Source organism: Methylocystis sp. ATCC 49242 (assembly GCF_000188155.2).
GTDB lineage: Bacteria > Pseudomonadota > Alphaproteobacteria > Rhizobiales > Beijerinckiaceae > Methylocystis.
Map to the genome: position 1 here is coordinate 836,904 of NZ_KE124774.1, position 14,597 is coordinate 851,500.

The window sequence follows — 14,597 nt, forward strand, 5'->3', positions numbered from 1 at the left end:
GGACATATTGCAACCCGGTTTCCACCCTGGGTTGTAAAGCGCAGCCTACCTCCGATACGATCACGATATTCGCGTAGAGTTTCATCTTTATACTTACCCTGATCTGAGGGTAACACGACTACCACAGGTAGTCCTGTCTTGTACAACTCGTCTGCCTCTTCGATGGTAGAAGCCGACAAGTTAACATGCATACCATGTTTTGAGAGTGTCCGATATAGCTCGAAGTCTCGTTTATGGGTGTAAACGATTGATTTTGTATGAGACGAAGCCTTTGCCAGAGTAATCACCTCTGCCTCATCATTTGGCAGATCACCAGCTTGTCCATAGCGCCAGAGTGTTCCTCTTGGGAGGTTCTTGATGTTCTGGATCAGAGTAGTGAACGAAACACCACTTTCTGTGGTGCTATCCCAGACCCAGGAGATAGGCCCAAGCTCTGCGTAGCACCCCTTCCCCATCAGCGGACAGTCAGTCGGACAGGTGTCTCTTGACGATGTAACGACCGGGATCGGGCCTGTCTTTGGATTACGGGAGATGGGGGTGAAAAGATATCTCGACATGGATGTTGGGGTTCCTTTAGGCAAAGAAAAAGCCCGCCCCTTTCAGGGGCGGGCTCTGTTAGAACAGATGTTATGACGGTTTACGCTTTACGTATCTCGTGGATGGATAATGAACCGGCCATCGTTGAACTCAGTCTCCGGTCGCGCCCACAACCTCCCATCAACGGGAGATCGATAAACAACGATCTTCGTCCCCTCAGATATGGGAAAGGCTGTTTGAAGCTCACCTACTCCCATCACATCGTAGGTTGAGGGTGATCTTCCCCTCACATGAGTGGCAGTCCCCTCATAAGGTTGCAGAGCCCACCCATCGTATTGGAGGAAATTGAGGAAGCCATTGATGGCTCGCTCGACATCCTCCGCTGATACATTTTCCCCAATACAGGCCCAGGCGACACGCTTGGCTCGCTTAAGCGAGGAGTCGAAGTCAGCCAAGATGATCCTCCACCCAGTCATAGATCCGACGACAGGTTCGTGCTGTGATAGTTGAAAGACCCCACAGCAAAGCAAAACCGATGAGGGATAGGAGAGCCCAGGCCAGGATCTGGAACACCCAGTCGATGACCACCGTGAGGATGGCGACGATCGTGATCATGCGGCGATGTCCTCCTCGACGGGACGACGGAGCTCAGAAGGAGGGACCGGTGTGTAGTAACCACCTTCGCTCTTGATAAGGGCCACATCCTCGTTGATGAACACCACGGTCCAGAGGTTGTCTTCGTCAGCCACCGTCACCTTATCCCCAACAAGGATCATTGGTTTCTCAACGTGGATGAGATTCTTCTCTTTGATGTAGATTGTATCATACTCCCTTCCTTCTACGACAACCGCGAGATTGTCATCCTCATTAGTATTGGTATCATATTTCATGACCATACGAACAGCGACCACATCGCCCTTGCGATATTTGATTGCCATTAGAGGTGTTCCTCTTCCAGAATGTCGTTGATGATGTCGACCGTGCTCTTCCCGCGGATCTTGTCCTTGGTGATCACATGGGCGGCTCCACCAAAGTCGTGAGGCCGCATCTTGTCGCAGTAGAAGGCTGAAACCACCGTGATGTAGGTGAGCGTCTCGGAGCGCTTCACGATGTCCTGCAGGATCTCGAAATAAGTCTGCCCCGGGGTGGTGAGGTTGATGTCGAAGTCCTCGTCGATCTCAGTTGAGAGCAGAAGATCCTCGACCAGCTTGTTGAGGAAGCTATCCCTATCGTTCGACGTTGCGAGAGCATCGGCCAGTTCCTCGCGAGATATATAGACAACGTCGTTGGATGCTTCCTCCGCGAAGAAGTAAGCCTTGTCTCCGTCGACCACAGATGTGAAGACCGTGTGGAGGATCAGGAACTCAAGGTCCGTCATGTCCTTGAGCGGGATGTTGGGCTGGATGATGGTGGGGAAGTAGTTGTTGGCCATGTTACAGCCTCTCCCCTGCGAACGTCTCGCGACCGAGAGGTGCCTCGGGTTCATCCGGCGCCGTCGCTGGTGCTGGTGCTTTGAACTGCACCTGCTCCAAGGCCAGATCCAATGCCAGCTGGAAGGCTCGATGCGTGACCGAGTTCGTGTCGCCGCGCATCAGTTCGGCGATCACGTTGGAGTGAAAACGATCTTCCAGCAGGCGGAAGTCGTGCTGCTTCGCCTCGACCTCAGTTGCGAAGAACTTGTTGACGAGGATCCGGGATTGATAGGCAAGAACCTGAGGGTAGTAGACCATGTTGTGTTGCCCCGTTCATTAGGCAAAGAAAAACCCGCACACATGCCTGAGATCATGTGTGCGGGTCTGGAAGCCTCCTGGGAGGGAGGATGGAGTATTTACGCGGCGAGCTTCACGTAGAGCGTCTGCGTCTCTTCGTCGATGCGGGCTTCCGGATGGTAGGTGTTGACCTTCTCGGTCGTGCCTGCCGGCTTCAGGGCCGAGCTCGCATAGACGCCGACGCCGTTCGGCTGGATCTTCAGCTTCGCACGATGCTTCGCATCGGTCGGCGTCAGAGCGAACCAGCCGGCGTCTTCATCCGTGCCGACCGCGATGTCGAGACACGTATCGGCCTGCCAGCCCAGCACCTTCACGAGCTCGACCGGCATCTTCAGACGACCGGTCAGATCGTTCGGCGTCTTCACGACGGCATAACGGAGCTCGGTGACGAGAGCCGCACGACGCGGCTCGCGGGAGATCTTTTCAAACGCCATAGAAAGTGTTCCTCACATCAGTTGTAATCGTAGTGGTCGTAGTTGTCGTCACCAAAACCGTCATCGGTGTTGTCGTCGACAGTGACTACAATCTGATTATTTCGGATGAAATCGTCAACGTAGTTTCTATCCAAGACAGACAGTGACTCATACTCACAGACACGAATTTTTGTCTGCAAGTCCTGAGGAACTGCGACGACATCATGCGGCCAGAAGGCGACGAGGATGATCTTGTCGCTGTGGCTATTTCCATAGCTGGCGACATATTCCCACGAGCCCACATGAAGCCCGGGAGCACAATGCACATTGGGATCATCGCTGATCAGGCTTCGATCCATACGGCACACCTTGCCCGGGGTGTTGTCGAACTTGCCCTCCCACTTGTCCATGAAATCGTGACGCACGGCCTTGAGGCCAGTCAGGCGCCCATCAGGCAGGAACCCAAGCTGGTTGTGCTCCTGGAACAGAGGGAGTCGCTCACGAGCCATGTAGGAGGGGTTGCGCTGCAGGCTCTCGAGTGCGGAGACGAGCGGGTCGATCGGCAAGCCCTCGGAGAGGAAGCCAAGGAGTTTCTCCGTCCACACGTTGTGCAGTGGGGCGCCGTTGTAGAAGACTTCACGGCCCTCACGGACCTCGATCTTGCCGGCCGTGAACATGTGGATCGCAGTCGGGATGTCGGCGAGGTCGACGAGCTCCTGCGGATCGTGGTTCCCGGTGAGGAGCTTTTCACGGATGGTCGTGAAGTTCATGTGGTCGCGGCCGACGTGGTAGGGTCGGCCGTTGACGAAGAAGATGACGTTGTGGTCGGCGATGTTGAACGGGATCATCAGGCAGCTTCCTTCTGGGTGTGATTAGCGAGAAGTGTGAAGTAGTGGTTGATCTCTGCAACACCCTTGGGTTTCACCTCCCAGTAGTAGGAGATGTAGGACGACAGTAGATGAAGCAGAGGATACTTGATCTCGAGGGCCATTCTCTGGTCCTTGAGGATAGTGTTGAGAGTTTTTCTCTCCGTCCTGGATTGGGAGCAGTATTGAATGTAGGCAGTATAAAGCCCGTCATCGACGAATTTGAGATTGAAGGCTTCATCAACCTGCTTGCAGAAATCAAGAAGATCCTGCGGAACAACAGTGGTGTCGAGATGAGGAAGGCACTTGCTCCACCGCTGAAGTTCGCCTTCAAGTCCCTTGCGATCCTGGAACCGGATCAGTTCCTTGTCGTCGATGAGAGGGGTGAGCTGAGCATCGATGTAATCCCCGAGAAGCACCCAGTCATCAGTCTGGGGAACTTCATCAGGCAGGAAGCACCAGATGTGTTTCTGATCGATCAGCTTTCGATCAGTCAGGAAGTTGGTGATATTCCTGACCTCATACCCACCAACAACATTCTTGAACGGAGACCTGAGAAAGAACTTCTCACGACGATGGTGGGGACGATGATGCAGCACCACGAATACACCACCCTGTGACAGGTCACACGGCAGCTTGGCATCTGCCCTACCATTCGAGTTGATGAAGTAGACAGGCTTGACGTTCGGATCACGCTTCTGTGCAGGTTTCACAACCCGCTTCGGGAGTTTGACCTCATCAATGTTCTGGCAAGGCAGATCATCGAGGCCCAGATTGAGAAGGGCTTCGTTGATCGACATGTTCTTGGGGCGAACCCACAGGAACGGAGTTTCTGGGTTGAGATGCTTCAGCTTCAGGAGCGTCAGGAGCATCAGGGACGACTTAGTGTTGTAGACGACGCTCTTGATGCGGGACATGTTACAAGCGCTGATGCTCCAGCTGGAAGCTCGGCGATCATGGACCCCATCAGCTTCGAACTTGTCGATATTGGACAGATCATCAACGACCATCACTCGGCACTCTAGAAGTCTGGTCGAGAAAGATGTGCGGAGGTTCTTACCCTTGAAGTTCAAGAGATTATTGCTGAGAAGATGACCGACTCCCTGATGGGTTTGGTAGAGACTTTCAACGATGCTGCACGCCTCGACGTAAGTCTTGGCGCTGTCGATCTTGGATTGCAGCTTGGCTGCGTAGTCCACCTCGAATGAACGAAGGAGCTCGTTGATCTGCTTCTTCGTCGGTTCGTCGTAACCAAGTTCCTCACGCGAAGTCGTGAAGCTCAGAGATCCGATCGGTGCGTCGAAAACGATATTGGCATGGCTCCAAGGCCAGTTGCGTTGACCAATTGTCTCGAAGTTGATCGGATAGGCCACGCATCCCATGCGGACGTGAGGATATTTGAAGGGAGGGTTGTTGAAGGAAGTGTTGCTGTTATACAGCGTCCAATTGGACCCCTTCTCGAGCTCCGATCCAGTCCACTCAATTACAGATGAGGGGGTGATGTTGGGACGAACCGGGAAGTGCCAGTAGATCTCCTTCGCCGCGTTGGTGAACTCCGCGATATCCTCCTTATCGACCGTGAAGGAGACCTCGAGTCCTGAAGGTTCATTGGTGGGGGTTGATCCGAAGTAATGACACTCAGGCATTCCCTCGGGAGAAAGAGCCATGACGTAGGTATGAACTTCACCGTTCTGGAACGACTGCACCGTGAAGGAGGCACCTCCCTGCCCTTTCGAGATCAGATAAGCAATCGGGCTCTTGCAGCCATATCCTAGACCGCCGACCTGATCGTTCGTGTGCCGCTTTCCGGAACCACCGAAGGTCGTGTAGAGTGTCATCATGGCATGGTGGCTGAGACCGGAGCCGTTGTCCCGAACCTTGAACGTCGGGTCAAACATCGTGGGGAGCTGAACGTGGAACGGCTGCGAGGGGTTCGCGTCGTAGGCGTTGGTCCCGACCTCGCGGACAGGATAGCGGATCTTATCTTTGGCGATGCCCGACATCAGGGCATAGGCCATCGTGGCGTCGAAGTTGATGCAGAACTCGGTTGTGGCGAGAGCACCGTTGGAGACGGACGTGAAGTCCTTGTGGATGATTTTCATGTTTCGTTCCTCGATTAGGCAAAGAAAAAGCCGCCCAGAGTTGGGGCGGCTGTTTTCGGTAGGTATCAGTGACTGGTGGTCATCACCCTTTCTCTTATCTTGTTGAATAGATCAGGATGTTCAGTTCGAATGATCGAGATGAACCTCTGATCCAGGGACTCACGATACATGCGCTTGAGGGCCGAGCGCTTTCTCTGCACGATTACTAGCCCCACCTTTTTGAGCATCAGAGCCCTGTTGGCTTTGTGGATCCAAGAGGGATCATCATCATATTGGTAGGGTTGCTCGAGCTGGAGTTTGATAGTCGCTATCTGCTCGTCGAGGATCGACTCTGCCTCATCGCAACCCTCGAGAGTAGTAATGTCGTCGGTCGTGAAATTTTCATCGATAACTATGGGTCTGTGTTTCACTATTTGATGCCTCCTATTTAAGAACCTCATGAAGAGCGAGTGGGCGATACCCAGGAACCGCGTCCACACCAACATCCCGTTTGCGAGGAGTTGCCGGAATGGTGTTGTGGGTGTGGCCGTGGAGGTGGATGTCGCCAAGGAAGTGATCCTTGGGGTGATGAGCCAGGAACAGGGACTTCCCACTGATGCCAACAGCGCAGGTTTGATAGACAGCATACCAACCCGGTGATTTTCGGGTGGCTTCATGATCGTGATTGCCGACCACAAGGATCTTCTGTCCATTGAGCTTGGAGAGAAGGGCCGTCACCTCACGCTTGTTGCGATAGAAGGCGAAGTCCCCGAGGTGGTAGACGACGCCATCGGGTGGGATGGTCTCGTTCCATTTGGTGATGAGGTAGTCGTCCATTTCGTCGACTGACGAGAACGGACGGTTGCAGTATTTGATGATGTTGGCGTGGCCGAAGTGGGTGTCCGAGGTGAAGTAGATGTGTTTCATCGTGAGGGAAGCATCCTCGGTGCGTTGGGGTTCATGTTTCTTTATCCTGAGTAGAGATAAGCCTGTATGTCGTCTCAGATCGTCGGGCTCCTCCCATCTTTCCAGGAGATCGAGTAGTCTCTCTCGATATGAGACCCTGTTTGATGAGCCCCGTCATAACTGCTGAAAAAGAGTTCTCCTTTATTCCGGTTGCTTCCAATAGGTCGGTTCCAGTCATTGGATGACCTACCTGTTTAAGAACCTCGAGGATTTCTTGCTGCTGAGGACTTATTGTTGATGACGTCCCAGGAGAATCTGGGCGTGGAGAGGAGGCTCGTGAAGAACCACTTTCAAAGGTCAACACACCAGTTTGTGAAAGTCGTTCAAGAGTAGCGAGGGCACCCGCGGCGCTCGCCAAATCCTCAAGAGACAGCTTGTCTAAATCAACTCTGCCTCTGAAATAACGAAGGCTCATCGGGCTATAATCCTGACGTCGAAGATCTGACCGTTGTCGAGGTGGATAACAGGGTTGGGGGCGTCGCCTACATCGACGAAGGTGACCCTCTCGGTAAGACGAGTGGAGATCACTTCACAGTCGCGTTGCTCGAAGTGTTCTATGATCACGTCTTCGAGAAGATCCCGGATAGCGATGCCGATGTCGAAGGTGGTGAACTTTATGTTGAAGGTGTCGATCGCCCACCATATGCCTGCAACTCTCTCCCGATAGTCACAGACTTCGGAGCTGGTCTCCGCGAGTTGCTGAAGAGCTTCGGCGGCGTCGAAGAGCATCTTGTGCTGTAGGGTGCCCTTTTTGAAGGAGCGTGCGGCATTTGACATTTTGTTTGCGAGCCACGCTCGTGCCTCGCTGATGTCGGTGAAGTTTCGCACCGGGTGGTTGTTCCAACTGACCTTAATTGTCGCGGGCATGTTCAGCTTCCTTCATATATGAAAAAGGCCACGTGTTGTGGGCGTGGCCGTGTCGTTGGGTATCGGTGGGTGTGGGCGGGATCAGTCACCCCATTCGTCAGGGTCGAAGTGCTTGAGGACTTCGGGACATTCCTGTCCTGGTTCCTTTGGATAGAAGGGAACCAGTATTCCTCCTGGGTAGTCGAAGTGTGCCAGATCAACGTCGACGTTCAGGTGAAGGCAGAGCCGTTCAGCCAGTTGGTTGGCGACTGCTTCAATGATGTCCACGAAGATGTTGGCTCCGTCCATCTTGGACAGGCGAGCAGCCTCAAGCATTTCGTCGATGGTGAGTAGTTTTGCCAAGAGGAACCTCCTTGAGCCCATCATCACCTTCCCAGCCACAGTCGTCGCACCATGCGTTGTCGAAGATGCCCGAGACTTCGTATGCCTGGGTGTCGACGCTCCAGCGGACGGTGGCGTCGTGTCCTACGTTGTCGGAGCCGCAGTTGGGGCAGACCATCTTGATCATTCTTCAATCTCCTGCGTGTCGTATGGGGCGCCGACTGCCTCGAGCCATTCCTTGTGCGTGTTGAGCTCCTTCATCCGGCGCTCGAGGGCGGCGCGGAGCATTTCCGGAGTGAGGTCGTCGCCGGTTGGGTGGTTGGAGATGACCGTGAAGGCGATGGTGAGGGCGTGGTCATACTTGGTGGTCATCGGCGTTCTCTTCCTTGACGAGCTGATCAAATGTCCACTCCTGACCATCTTCATCGAGGAAAAGAGTCTTCCCATCACGGGTTTCAGGATGCTGTGCATCCCAATAGAGTTTCGTCTCGCCAACATACTCTGGCTCGCCCGTTTCGCTGATGCCGTAGATCAGAGCGATACCTGGGATGATCTCACTGGTTCCAATTATGAGAGAACCTGTTGGGCTTTTGTAGGTTGCCATGATTATTCTTCCTCAATGAGGTCGATGTGGCGATCGATCGACGTGAAGATAACTTCACCACTCATGATCTTGGCGAAGGCATCAGCCTGTTTCTGGGTGGAGAATGCAGCGGCGTAGAGGGTTGTTTCGTAGTCGTAGTGGTAGACAACTAGGAAGACATCCTTTCCCTGCGCTACCTGTTGTTCGAGCTTGTCGATGTGGTCAGCAGCCTTATTGAAGCCTCGCTGCTTATCGAAGCGACCTTCCCGGAGAAGTCTGGTGAAGTAGCTCACTGATCAATACTCCGAAGGCAGCATGAGGGTGTTGTCGACGAGGAAGAACTTGATCTCCTCGAGTGGGAAATCCATGTAGCGAATATCCTTCGTGTAGAGGACATTCCCGTTCCCATCGTCGGTGGTGAGGATTGCGGTGTTTTTGGTGAGATCGGTCTTCAGGGTCCAGGTCTGGAAAGCTTCGTTGAGGAGCTTGTGAAATTTGGGGTCCTTGTGGGAGAAGGCGTTGGACAGGACGATTTCGTCGATCAACCAGTATGCACGGCCGTTGATGGCGACGTATTGGACGCCATCGGTGTAGATGTAGTTGGGGAAGAGGTTGTGGCGGTAGGCATAGAAGCTGCCGGTGAACTGGGCGAGATCTGAGGGTTTGAGGGTCATTTCAGAAGCTCCCTTGCTTGGATGATGAACTCCCACAGGACCTGGGCTTCATCGAGGGTTTCGTCACCGCCCATTTCGGCGATCTCTTCTTCGGCTTCCTCTTGGGTGTTGCCGTCGTAGGGGGTGGTGAGGTTGGCGAGTTTGTGAACGAAATCTTGGTATTTACTCACGATGGGTCTCCGCAAACAGATTTGCCTCTTCCTCGGTGTCGAAGAAGTAAGCCTGATAATCAGGTTCATATTCAGCTGTGGGAGGGGAGATGAGGACTCTCCATCGTTCCTTTGGTCTCTTTGGTGTCCTATGGATCAGGATCGTGAGGTCCTCGGAGAGGTGGGGCTCGATCTCAGCTCCGCAGACTGGGCATTCGTCGTTGGATTGGGACGAGTGTTCGTCATCCCAATCAGTGTCGCAATGGGTGTAGTGATTGCGGAACCATGTCATTTGGTGACCTCCCACGAGTCCCAGACTTCGACACCTTCTCCGAAGCCGTTGAAGTCCTTGGTTGGATCCGTGGAGTCAGCCCATTTGTCTTTGGCAAGTTCCTCAGCTTCCTCGAGGGTGTTGGCCTTGACAGTCATGGAGTATCTGACTGTCTCGACGAGACGGACTTTGTAGGTGTTCATGTGTTGTATCCATACGCCAGCTTGTAGTGAGCAACCGCCGACTCGATCGTAGGCGTCGGGAACCCACCGTCCTTGCGATACATGTGATCAGCGTTTTTCCAGTATGGACGGAGTTGGTCGAGCAAGCGGGGAACGACCTCGAAGTCGAAGGGCTCGTAGTATTTGAGATCCTCAGGGAGTGCGAGCCAGACGGATTGAGCCCACATGCCGATGTCGATGGCGTCGAGGCGCATCTGGGCGGTGCCATAGTTGTCCCAGTAGGTGTTGAGCTCGGGATACTTGTCGGGTTGCAGGCGGCGGGTGATGATCTCATCCCAGACGCACAGGATGGCGTCGACTTCTTCAGGGTTGTAGAGGTCGTCGTGGAGGGTGATGGTCATTTTTCGCTCTTGATCTCGTGAGGGAAGGGAAAGCCAGAGATAGCTGCGGCGAACTTGGGAGACACAGGTGTTCGCCACCCGAAGCAGAACTTCTGGGTGCAGTCGTAGTAGATCACGTTCTCGGTGTTGATGTTGTTGTCGAGGAGCCACAGGAAGCCGTCGCGTTCGCGGAGAGCGCTCTCGGTCTTCTTGATGTAGGTCTCGTGGACTTTGGATCGTTTGGCAGCAGCGCGCTTGCTGTTGAGTTGGGTCTGCGCGTCGGTGTAGAGGAGGTTGAGGTAGGAGTGCTCTTCCTCGGTAAGCTTCGGGCGGTCAGTAGGGTCGTCGATGCGTCTGAAGCGCAGGAGGTGCAGATCTTCTTTCTTGAGATATGCATTGTTCAGACAGTGATGGCAGAAGACCGGAGTTGAGGGGATGAGGGTAATGGGTTCTTGACGCCCGCAGTATCCACACGCGACGGTGTTGTGCCGGATGTTACGCATGGCTGGGGTGATGATGAGGTAGTGACCTCGTTTGATGGAGTCTGAGAAGTTGATTGGGTAGTCCTCAGCCCAATCGAAGACGCGGAGCCCCTTGTCGGAGATGCCGGGTATGGGTGTGGTGTTCCATTGGTTGTTGAAGATGAATTTGGTTTCCAGCTCGATCTCGGTCGGAGTTTCGAACTGCGGGAAATAATGGGAACTTCCACCCCAGGTTCGGAAGCATTGGGTGTTTAGGGCGGAAAACTTTTCGACGAGCTGCTTGTAGGCAGCGGCGTCTTTGGGGTCGTCGGTGTAGAAGCGGTAAGATTGGATTATAGTTTTCATTGGGTTGATTACCTTTCGGCAATAAAAAAGCCCCGTTGAGGGGGCTGAGAGCGGAAGAGGTGTGGAGGTGGCTGTGAGCTACATTGACATTGGGTTCCACTCAGGGCCGTAGCACTCCTCACATTCGAGGCGGGTGAAGTTGCAGCCGGCGTCGGCCGCGTCTGCGAGAGTGTGATAACGAGCCATGTCGAGGTGAGAGGGTTTGGCGTCGAGGAGTGCGAGGTCAGTGAGCTTTCCGCAGCAGTGACATGCGACGAGCTCTCCCGAAAGGTAGTAGGTCATGGCTTCACCTCCATCTTGGTGATCCAGACGTCGAAGTCGTCGGAGTCGTAGAAGTCCCTGATCATCTCGAGAACGGCTTGGTGGGTTTCAGGTGTGGCCAGAGGGATTTGGTTGGTGAGGGCAACATCTGCGAGGATGATGTTGACCAGTTGGGAGGCGGCTTTGTCCGCGGACTCTTGCGACTTGAAGAGTTGGATGATGTGGCCTGGGTGTGCGGGGTGGGTTCCTTGGACGACGTAGATCATGAGTGTGTTTCCCACTCGAGAACGATGAGGTGCTCGTTGTTGATCTCAAGTTGGGTGTCGCTCCAGTCCCCTCCCCCAGGGATACGGACGGAGACCTTGATTGTGTGAGGTGGGACATCCTTGATGAAGGGTTGGAGGAAGTTGAGGATATCTTCTCTGTTGAGATAAACTCGGTTGGTTGTGTGGGTTGTGGTGTGTGTAGAGATTTCAGGCATGGTGGTCCTGGTGGTGAGGGGAGTGTGGATTAGATCCTGAAAGATCCATAAATCATGAAGCTTAAGGTGAAACTGGTTCCCATGACACTAAGGATAGTGATCAGGTCAGAGGGTCCAAAAATGCCTATCAAGATGAGTTGGAAGATCAGGGTGAGTCCGTAGAACAGGAGGATGAACAAGAGCGTCGAGAAAAAACTGATAATCAGGAGTTTGAGAAACCATTGGATGGCGTTGAGAATGTTGAGAATGTTCATGTGCGTATTGCCCCTTCGAGATGGTGGGGGTTGAGGCGGTATAGCTTGCCGTTGGTGAGGGATCGAAAGACCAGTTTGTGTCTTGGTTTGTAAGTGGGGTTGAGGTTGGCGACCGCCTGGAATGTCTGGTGACTGGTGCTGTCGTGGAACTTGAGGGGAGTTGGAAGGGTGAGAGTGTCGCCGGGTTTGAGGGAGGCGAGGAAGCGTTTGTGAGCTATCGCCTGTCTGCATCGGTCACGCCATTGGAGGGCGTAGGGGTTGGTTGTGGGGGACAGGAGGTCGAGGAACTTGGAGGACAGGATGACGGCGTAAGGTCCTGTGGACTCGTCCATGTCCTTGTAGGAGAAGTTGTAATGTTCTTTGTTGTTGAGACGTGTCAGGAAGATGAGGGCGGTAGTGGGGCCGTTTGGGGTTTTGATCGCAAACGCGTGGGTTGAGGAGTTGGCCGTGTGAGCGACGATGGTGGGTCGTTCTTCGGGTGGGAGGTGGTTCCACGTCAGTTCCTTGAGGAGTGTCTGGTGGACGGTTTGATGAGGGGGGGGGGTTATGGAAGGATGTCCAGCCCATGGGAGGTATCCTTATTCTTCAGGGGAGTCGTCCATGTCGTCCATGTCGTAGATGAGACTGATTTCTCCCACCCTGTTTCCGTTTATGTCCCTGATCGAGTGAGGACCAAATTTGAAATCAGACAGTCCATCCTGAAGAATAACATGTGACAGATACTGGAGGATGCGGGAGACCTCCGGCCTGGGGTCAGGCTGGAAGGCATCGTTGATGGTGTCGATTTTGATTGTGATTTTGAGCTCATCAATCATTGAGGTGTCCTTAGTTTTCGAGGGGAAATGGAATGAGCTCATCTGGGGTGACGACGCCGCGCCAGTTGGTGGTGAGCGACTGGATTGTCACGACGTTCAGGTAAGGACGTTCGTGGATGATCTCGACGTAGTCCCCTGCGTGGTCGAAGTAATCTCGGGGGATTTTGGGGAACAGGTCGGAGGGCTTGGGGTGGAAGATGTAGGTGTTGGTCATTTGGATTTGTTCCGGCTCTCGCATTCATCCATGAGCTGGTGATAGAGCTCGGGATCGTTTTCGATATGGTAGACATTGAGGAGGTAGGCCAGCTGGTGTGCGATCAGCCGGACTGGAGGATCGTTGCGTTGCGGGACGCCTTCGGCGATGCATTCCTTGCAGGCGTTGTGGAGACTGAGAGCGATGCCTGAGGGGTTGCAGGCGCCTTGCTGGATGAAGATCGCGTCTTGGAAACGACGTTGTGAGGTGGACATGGTTGGGTTCTCCAAAAGAAAACCCCACCTGTTGTGGCAGGTGAGGCTGGTAGATGTGAGTGATGTGAGTGATGTGGTGAGGTTACACCCTTGCCTCCTATGTTGCGGTCACGACCTAATAAATATTTGTGATGGATCTCAAGTCCAACGGGGGGTGCGGTCGTGAGCGTGTGGGACGGGGCCATGGACGTGGCCGTGGATTAGAGAATTACTCGTAGTAAGGGCGAGATGAGGGGAATGACTTGGGGTTTCCCTCAGTGATGCGGGCGTCATAGACGCCATTGGAAAGGACTGATGAGAGAGGACGTCGGCCTTTGTTGAGTTTGGAGATAAGGTGCCGATCGAGACGGTGGCGGTAGATACTGGCGGCTTTTCTCGTGCGGAAGCCACGGGTGAAGCGTGAGAAGTCGTCGTCGGGGTAGCCCGTAGTATACCACCAGCCGCCCTCCTCCGGTCCCCCATAGGATTGGTCGATCATGTAGATCGCGACGGTGAAATTTGATGGGGATGATTTCATTTGGAGAAGCTCTATTAGAAGGCAATGTGGGAGTTATCATCCCAAAGGTCGGAAGTTCTCTTCTTCACGTTCTTGGCGTAAAGCGTTGTGGGTTTGGAGTTAATGTCCCCCTCAGCATCCACCACCCACAGATAACTTGTTCCGTTGGGAGTATCGTAGGTGCCAAGGACCTTGTAGCAGGAGCTACTGAGGCCGATCACAATGTCACCAATCCGGATCGGGGTGACGAAGTTGTTCTCGATGTAGTCCTTCGACTCCTTGAGACCCCAGCCAGTGATGCTGCGGATCAACCTGATCGCTGTGATCTTGTGACCAGCGAGGGTGAGCACCTTCACAGTCTCGATGATGATGCGGGGGTTGATGTCGGCATTGATGTTGATGTTGGTGTTCATTTGGAAGGGCTCCATGGTTTGGTTTTGCTGAGGGTTGATGAGAGAGAAGGAAGCGAGGGAGGGTTGGCTTCGTAATAGTCAGCCAGCTTGTTGGCTTCATCGAGGATGTTGGTCTTGGTGAGTGACCAAGAGTGGTCAGCGATCACGTCGTGGCCGTCGTTGCCGTAGACGAGGAAGACCCAGCCGATTGGTTTAGCTTCGTTTGTGTAGATGTAGAGCGTATCTTCGTCCGTGGAGGCGAGGTTTTGGACGAGATCGTTGAGGTTGTTGGAATGTTGGATTGCGAAGTCTTCTCCGTCGTGGATGGAAACGACGTAGTCTAGCGAGAGAGCGGAACGGATGATCGCAGTTGCGATTTCGAGTTCGATTTTCTGACGGTGTTGCATGGTTGAAATTTCAACCTCTGAATTTGGACATGGGTGTCCTGTTAGGATGTTCACGATGTGTTCGTGAATGTGGCCGAGACACACGCCCTCGTTCCCGATCGTGAAGACGATCGGGTTCAGGAATGTGGGCGTGTGTG

28 protein-coding genes are annotated in these 14,597 nt (G+C 53.8%); all 28 read right to left on the reverse strand.

Features of this window, described 5'->3' with window-relative positions; translation table 11 throughout:
* Positions 1-984: 984 nt before the first annotated feature.
* The 28 genes from MET49242_RS25475 to MET49242_RS06035 all read right to left on the reverse strand — a co-directional run bounded on the left by MET49242_RS25475 (position 985) and on the right by MET49242_RS06035 (position 14,514).
* A complete protein-coding gene (locus tag MET49242_RS25475; RefSeq protein WP_158497262.1) occupies positions 985-1,152 on the reverse strand; it encodes a hypothetical protein in 168 nt (55 codons plus the stop codon).
* Positions 1,149-1,475, reverse strand: a complete 327-nt coding sequence (locus MET49242_RS05895) for a hypothetical protein (protein WP_036281355.1) — start codon at positions 1,473-1,475, stop codon at positions 1,149-1,151. Before MET49242_RS05895 ends, MET49242_RS25475 begins: the two co-directional genes overlap by 4 nt.
* On the reverse strand, positions 1,475-1,969 hold the full coding sequence (locus MET49242_RS05900) for a hypothetical protein (protein WP_036281358.1): 495 nt from the start codon (positions 1,967-1,969) through the stop codon (positions 1,475-1,477). Before MET49242_RS05900 ends, MET49242_RS05895 begins: the two co-directional genes overlap by 1 nt.
* A gap of 1 nt (position 1,970) precedes the next feature.
* Positions 1,971-2,267 (reverse strand): hypothetical protein, encoded by a 297-nt coding sequence (locus MET49242_RS05905; RefSeq protein WP_036281360.1) that lies wholly within the window; start codon positions 2,265-2,267, stop codon positions 1,971-1,973.
* A gap of 98 nt (positions 2,268-2,365) precedes the next feature.
* Complete coding sequence (locus tag MET49242_RS05910; protein ID WP_036281363.1) at positions 2,366-2,740, reverse strand: hypothetical protein; 375 nt, start codon at positions 2,738-2,740, stop codon at positions 2,366-2,368.
* A gap of 17 nt (positions 2,741-2,757) precedes the next feature.
* The gene (locus tag MET49242_RS23190; protein ID WP_051134038.1) at positions 2,758-3,567 is read right to left on the reverse strand and encodes a hypothetical protein; all 810 of its coding nucleotides are present in this window, start codon (positions 3,565-3,567) and stop codon (positions 2,758-2,760) included.
* Positions 3,567-5,687 (reverse strand): ATP-binding protein, encoded by a 2,121-nt coding sequence (locus tag MET49242_RS05920; RefSeq protein WP_036281365.1) that lies wholly within the window; start codon positions 5,685-5,687, stop codon positions 3,567-3,569. The genes MET49242_RS23190 and MET49242_RS05920 overlap by 1 nt, the downstream gene beginning before the upstream one ends.
* 65 nt (positions 5,688-5,752) lie before the next feature.
* Positions 5,753-6,097 (reverse strand): hypothetical protein, encoded by a 345-nt coding sequence (locus tag MET49242_RS05925; RefSeq protein ID WP_144259481.1) that lies wholly within the window; start codon positions 6,095-6,097, stop codon positions 5,753-5,755.
* 13 nt (positions 6,098-6,110) lie between these two features.
* Positions 6,111-6,593, reverse strand: a complete 483-nt coding sequence (locus MET49242_RS24765) for a metallophosphoesterase (RefSeq protein ID WP_036281370.1) — start codon at positions 6,591-6,593, stop codon at positions 6,111-6,113.
* A gap of 450 nt (positions 6,594-7,043) precedes the next feature.
* Positions 7,044-7,499 carry a hypothetical protein gene (locus MET49242_RS05935; RefSeq protein WP_036281372.1) on the reverse strand — a complete coding sequence of 152 codons (456 nt, stop codon included), beginning with the start codon at positions 7,497-7,499 and terminating at the stop codon, positions 7,044-7,046.
* An 81-nt stretch (positions 7,500-7,580) separates the two neighbouring features.
* Positions 7,581-7,841, reverse strand: a complete 261-nt coding sequence (locus MET49242_RS05940) for a hypothetical protein (RefSeq protein WP_144259482.1) — start codon at positions 7,839-7,841, stop codon at positions 7,581-7,583.
* Entirely contained in the window at positions 7,807-8,007 is a 201-nt protein-coding gene (locus MET49242_RS24770; protein WP_144259483.1) for a hypothetical protein, read from the reverse strand. The genes MET49242_RS05940 and MET49242_RS24770 overlap by 35 nt, the downstream gene beginning before the upstream one ends.
* Entirely contained in the window at positions 8,004-8,192 is a 189-nt protein-coding gene (locus MET49242_RS05945) for a hypothetical protein (protein ID WP_036281377.1), read from the reverse strand. The genes MET49242_RS24770 and MET49242_RS05945 overlap by 4 nt, the downstream gene beginning before the upstream one ends.
* The gene (locus MET49242_RS05950; RefSeq protein WP_051134040.1) at positions 8,176-8,424 is read right to left on the reverse strand and encodes a hypothetical protein; all 249 of its coding nucleotides are present in this window, start codon (positions 8,422-8,424) and stop codon (positions 8,176-8,178) included. The genes MET49242_RS05945 and MET49242_RS05950 overlap by 17 nt, the downstream gene beginning before the upstream one ends.
* A gap of 2 nt (positions 8,425-8,426) precedes the next feature.
* Positions 8,427-8,696, reverse strand: a complete 270-nt coding sequence (locus MET49242_RS05955) for a hypothetical protein (protein WP_036281381.1) — start codon at positions 8,694-8,696, stop codon at positions 8,427-8,429.
* A 3-nt stretch (positions 8,697-8,699) separates the two neighbouring features.
* Complete coding sequence (locus MET49242_RS05960) at positions 8,700-9,077, reverse strand: DUF6876 family protein (RefSeq protein ID WP_036281383.1); 378 nt, start codon at positions 9,075-9,077, stop codon at positions 8,700-8,702.
* Positions 9,074-9,247 (reverse strand): hypothetical protein, encoded by a 174-nt coding sequence (locus MET49242_RS25480; protein WP_158497263.1) that lies wholly within the window; start codon positions 9,245-9,247, stop codon positions 9,074-9,076. Before MET49242_RS25480 ends, MET49242_RS05960 begins: the two co-directional genes overlap by 4 nt.
* Positions 9,248-9,514: 267 nt before the next feature.
* A complete protein-coding gene (locus tag MET49242_RS05970; RefSeq protein ID WP_036281387.1) occupies positions 9,515-9,700 on the reverse strand; it encodes a DpnD/PcfM family protein in 186 nt (61 codons plus the stop codon).
* On the reverse strand, positions 9,697-10,080 hold the full coding sequence (locus tag MET49242_RS05975) for a hypothetical protein (RefSeq protein WP_036281389.1): 384 nt from the start codon (positions 10,078-10,080) through the stop codon (positions 9,697-9,699). Before MET49242_RS05975 ends, MET49242_RS05970 begins: the two co-directional genes overlap by 4 nt.
* Positions 10,077-10,886, reverse strand: coding sequence for a hypothetical protein (locus MET49242_RS05980; protein WP_036281392.1), 810 nt, complete (start codon positions 10,884-10,886; stop codon positions 10,077-10,079). Before MET49242_RS05980 ends, MET49242_RS05975 begins: the two co-directional genes overlap by 4 nt.
* Positions 10,887-10,964: 78 nt before the next feature.
* Complete coding sequence (locus MET49242_RS05985; protein WP_036281394.1) at positions 10,965-11,168, reverse strand: hypothetical protein; 204 nt, start codon at positions 11,166-11,168, stop codon at positions 10,965-10,967.
* Complete coding sequence (locus MET49242_RS05990; RefSeq protein WP_036281396.1) at positions 11,165-11,413, reverse strand: hypothetical protein; 249 nt, start codon at positions 11,411-11,413, stop codon at positions 11,165-11,167. Before MET49242_RS05990 ends, MET49242_RS05985 begins: the two co-directional genes overlap by 4 nt.
* Before the next feature lie 465 nt (positions 11,414-11,878).
* Positions 11,879-12,214 (reverse strand): hypothetical protein, encoded by a 336-nt coding sequence (locus tag MET49242_RS26560; protein ID WP_051134041.1) that lies wholly within the window; start codon positions 12,212-12,214, stop codon positions 11,879-11,881.
* A 246-nt stretch (positions 12,215-12,460) separates the two neighbouring features.
* Positions 12,461-12,697, reverse strand: coding sequence for a hypothetical protein (locus MET49242_RS06010; protein WP_036281399.1), 237 nt, complete (start codon positions 12,695-12,697; stop codon positions 12,461-12,463).
* Between the two features lie 10 nt (positions 12,698-12,707).
* The gene (locus MET49242_RS06015) at positions 12,708-12,911 is read right to left on the reverse strand and encodes a hypothetical protein (protein WP_036281401.1); all 204 of its coding nucleotides are present in this window, start codon (positions 12,909-12,911) and stop codon (positions 12,708-12,710) included.
* Positions 12,908-13,165: a hypothetical protein gene (locus MET49242_RS06020; RefSeq protein ID WP_036281403.1), complete on the reverse strand. Its 258-nt coding sequence runs from the start codon at positions 13,163-13,165 to the stop codon at positions 12,908-12,910. Before MET49242_RS06020 ends, MET49242_RS06015 begins: the two co-directional genes overlap by 4 nt.
* A gap of 531 nt (positions 13,166-13,696) precedes the next feature.
* Entirely contained in the window at positions 13,697-14,074 is a 378-nt protein-coding gene (locus MET49242_RS06030) for a ribosomal protein L7/L12 (RefSeq protein ID WP_202804158.1), read from the reverse strand.
* On the reverse strand, positions 14,071-14,514 hold the full coding sequence (locus MET49242_RS06035) for a hypothetical protein (protein ID WP_144259484.1): 444 nt from the start codon (positions 14,512-14,514) through the stop codon (positions 14,071-14,073). Before MET49242_RS06035 ends, MET49242_RS06030 begins: the two co-directional genes overlap by 4 nt.
* Positions 14,515-14,597: the final 83 nt, after the last annotated feature.